Source organism: Roseomonas sp. GC11 (genome assembly GCF_024437745.1).
Taxonomy (GTDB): Bacteria; Pseudomonadota; Alphaproteobacteria; order Acetobacterales; family Acetobacteraceae; genus Pseudoroseomonas.
Window position 1 is genome coordinate 1 of sequence record NZ_JANFNY010000170.1, and the last position, 3,085, is coordinate 3,085.

The 3,085-nt window shown below is 75.7% G+C and carries 3 protein-coding genes; all 3 read left to right on the forward strand.

What is annotated here, in order from left to right:
* On the forward strand, positions 1-980 hold a 980-nt coding region (locus tag NON00_RS24295), incomplete at its 5' end, for an O-antigen ligase family protein (protein WP_256025377.1).
* Between the two features lie 152 nt (positions 981-1,132).
* A complete protein-coding gene (locus NON00_RS24300) occupies positions 1,133-2,200 on the forward strand; it encodes a glycosyl hydrolase family 8 (RefSeq protein WP_256025378.1) in 1,068 nt (355 codons plus the stop codon).
* Positions 2,201-2,282: 82 nt separating this feature from the next.
* Positions 2,283-3,085: hypothetical protein (locus NON00_RS24305; protein WP_256025380.1), on the forward strand; the 803-nt coding region annotated here is incomplete at its 3' end.

Sequence of the window (3,085 nt, forward strand, 5' to 3'; positions counted from 1 at the left end):
CGCCGCGCCTGCTGGGCCGGGCGCTGCTGGCGGGGCTGAGCCTCGGCCTTGCCGCCGCGCTGGCGGACAGCGCCAGCGGCTCCGCCCTGCGCGCCGCCGTGCGCGGGCTGCGGGAGGTGCCGCCGCAGCTGGTCTTCGGGCTGAAGCCGGCGGCCTCGGTGATGGCGCTGCTGCTGCCGCTGCTGGCGGCGCTGCCCTGGCCTGGCCCCAGGTCTGGCCCCAGGTCTGGCCCCTGGCCGCGCGCGATGCGCAGCCTGCTGCTGCTGGCCGGCACCGCGCTGCTGCTGCTGGCGCCGGGGGATACGGCGAAGCTCGCCGCGCTGGCGGGGCTGGTGGTGGCGCTGCTGGCGCTGTGGCTGCCGGCGGGCGGGCGGCAGGTGATGGGCTGGCTGCTGGGCGCCGGCATGGCGGGGGTGCTGCTGGCCACGCCGCCGCTGCTGGGCCTGCTGCTGCGCGAGGTGCCGCCGGTGGTGGAGCGGCTGCCCCCCTCGGCCATCCACCGGCTGGTGATCTGGCAGTTCGGGCTGGAGCGCGCGGCGGAGAAGCCGCTGGCCGGCTGGGGCATGGAGGCGGCGCGCGCCCTGCCCGGTGGCGAGGACCAGCCCGAGCGGGCGCGGCTGGAGGCGCTGGGCCTGCGCAGCCCGGCGCTGTTCGGCTGGTTCACCGCCATGCGCTCCACGCTGATGCCGCTGCACCCGCATAACGGCCCGCTGCAGATCCGGCTGGAGCTGGGGCTGGTGGGCAGCGCGCTGGCGGCGCTGGCGCTGCTGCTGCTGGCCGGGCGGGCGGCGGGGGGGGAGGGCGTGCCGCCCGCGGCGGCCCTGGGGGCGATGGCGTCGGGCTTCGTCACCTTCCTGGCCAGTTTCGGCGCGTGGCAGCCCTGGTGGTTGTGCAGCCTGGCGCTGGCGCTGGCCCTGGCGCGCGGCCTGGCGGGTGGGGGGAGTTCCGCGGCGGGGGCACGGGCAGGCGAACAACCTTGAGTTGTTCTCCACTTCCCGGAATCCCACGGGAAATCAGCCTGGAATGCACGCAAAAATAGGCTTTGGTGGTCTTGTGCTCGCATAAGGTGCAACGGTAAACGTTATGCTATCGAAAGCCGTGGCGATCGCCACGGCACGCGCGGGGACAAAACATGTCCGGGGCATTTGGTCGGCGAAGCCTGCTCGCTCTCAGCACCCTGATGCTGGCGGCCACGCCACGCCTGCCGGGCCATGCCGAGATCCGCAGCGCCCCCACACCCACCGGGCTTGAGCAGTGGGAAGAGTTCAAGCAGCGCTTCATCGCCCCGATCGGCCGGGTGGTGGATACCGGCAACAAGGACTGCTCGCATTCCGAGGGGCAGGGCTGGGGCCTGCTGCTGGCCGCCAGCTTCGACGACCAGGCCGCCTTCGACCGCATCCTGTCCTGGACCCGGGCGGAGCTGCGCCGCCCCTACGATTCGCTCACCGCCTGGAGCTGGAAGCCCAACCGCGCCCGCCCGGTGGAGGACAGCAACAACGCCACCGATGGCGACCTCTTCATCGCCTGGGCGCTGGCCCGCGCCGGGCGCCGCTGGGGCCGGCCGGCGCTGGTGGAGGAGGCCCGCGCCATCCTGCGCGACCTCGACCGCCTCTGTGTGCGCGAGGTGGATGGCCGGCCCGTGCTGCTGCCCGCCGCCTTCGGCTTCGAGCATCCCGGCTACCTGGTGGTGAACCCCTCCTACTACGTCTTCCCCGCCTTCCCGGCGCTGGCGCAGCTGCACCCGCAGGGGCGGTGGATGGCGCTCTACGAGGGCGGGCTGGACCTGCTGCGGCAGGCGCGCTTCGGCCGCTGGGGCCTGCCGGCGGACTGGGTCCGCCTCGCCAGCGGCGAGCGCCCGAAGCCCGCCTGGGGCTGGCCGCCGCGCTTTTCCTACGATGCCATCCGGGTGCCGCTCTATCTGAACTGGGCGGGCCTCGGCGAGGAGCCGGCGGCCCGCGCCGCCCTGTCCTTCTGGACCGCCTTCCCGCAAAGCGGCATGCCGGCCTGGACCGATTTCCGCGGCGACAGCATCGCCCCCTACACGGCCGATCCCGGCATGCGCGCGGTCGCCCTGCTGGTGGCCGACCCCGAGGCGCGCACGACGGACCTGCCCGCGGTGCGCCTCGCCCCGCATTACTACGCGGCGGCGCTGACGCTGCTGTCACGCCTTGCCGCCTTTGAGCGGCCGCCTCAGGTCTGATCCGCCTTCTCCGTCCTGCTTTTCCCGCCCTGCTTCCCCCTTTGGCGAGCGGGGCCCTTTGACCGCCCGGATCGCGCAGGTGATGTCCCAGCATGCCGCCGGCCCCTTCCTGACCTGGCACCGCGCCGCCCTGCTGGCGGGGCCGGCCATGGCGCTGCTGCTCTGCGCCAGCCTGCTCGCCCATCTCTCAGCGGAGCGGCGTGACGCGCAGGAACATGCGGCGCGTGCCCTCTCCGGCTGGGCGTCGATGCTGGCCGAGCAGTCCGGCAGCCTGCTGCGCGGGGTGGAGCAGGCGCTGTACCGGCTCGGCCCGCTGCCGGAGGCGGGTGGGGGCGGTGGCGCGCTGGAGGGCGCCACGGCGGTGGAGGCGGCGCTGGCGATGCTGGAGGGCCTCGCCCCCGCCAGCACCGCCCTCGCCCTGGCCGCCGCCGATGGCCGGCTGGTGGGGCAGACGCGCCGGGCCGCCTTCTACCTCGCCGGGCAGGACACCGCCCCGCTCTCCGCGGCGGTGGCGCGCTTCGCCGCCGGGCAGGGGGCGCCGCTCGCCGCGCCGGTCCGCAGCACCAGCGGGCCGCTGCTGCCCGTGCTGCGGCGGCTGCGGGATGGGCGCGTCGTCCTCGGCCTGCTGCCGCTGCGCGCGCTGGAGGCGGCCTATGGCACCCTCGCCCTGCCGCCCGGCAGCCATGTCGCCCTGCTGGACGGGGAGGGGCGGGTGATGGCGGTGCATCCGCCCCGGCGGGACTGGCTGGACCTCTCCTGGCCCGGCCTGCCGGCGGCGGCGGTGCTGCAGGCCAGCCCGCGCACCTGGTCGGGCCGGCTGCCCGGCGGCTTGCCGCGCGGCCTGCCCGATGGCCACGCGGCCGGGCCCCTCGCCCCCGATTCGGC

Excerpts from the sequence above, each read along its gene's own strand:
- NON00_RS24300 (WP_256025378.1), top strand. The coding sequence starts at position 1,133 with ATGTCCGGGGCATTTGGTCGGCGAAGCCTGCTCGCTCTCAGCACCCTG.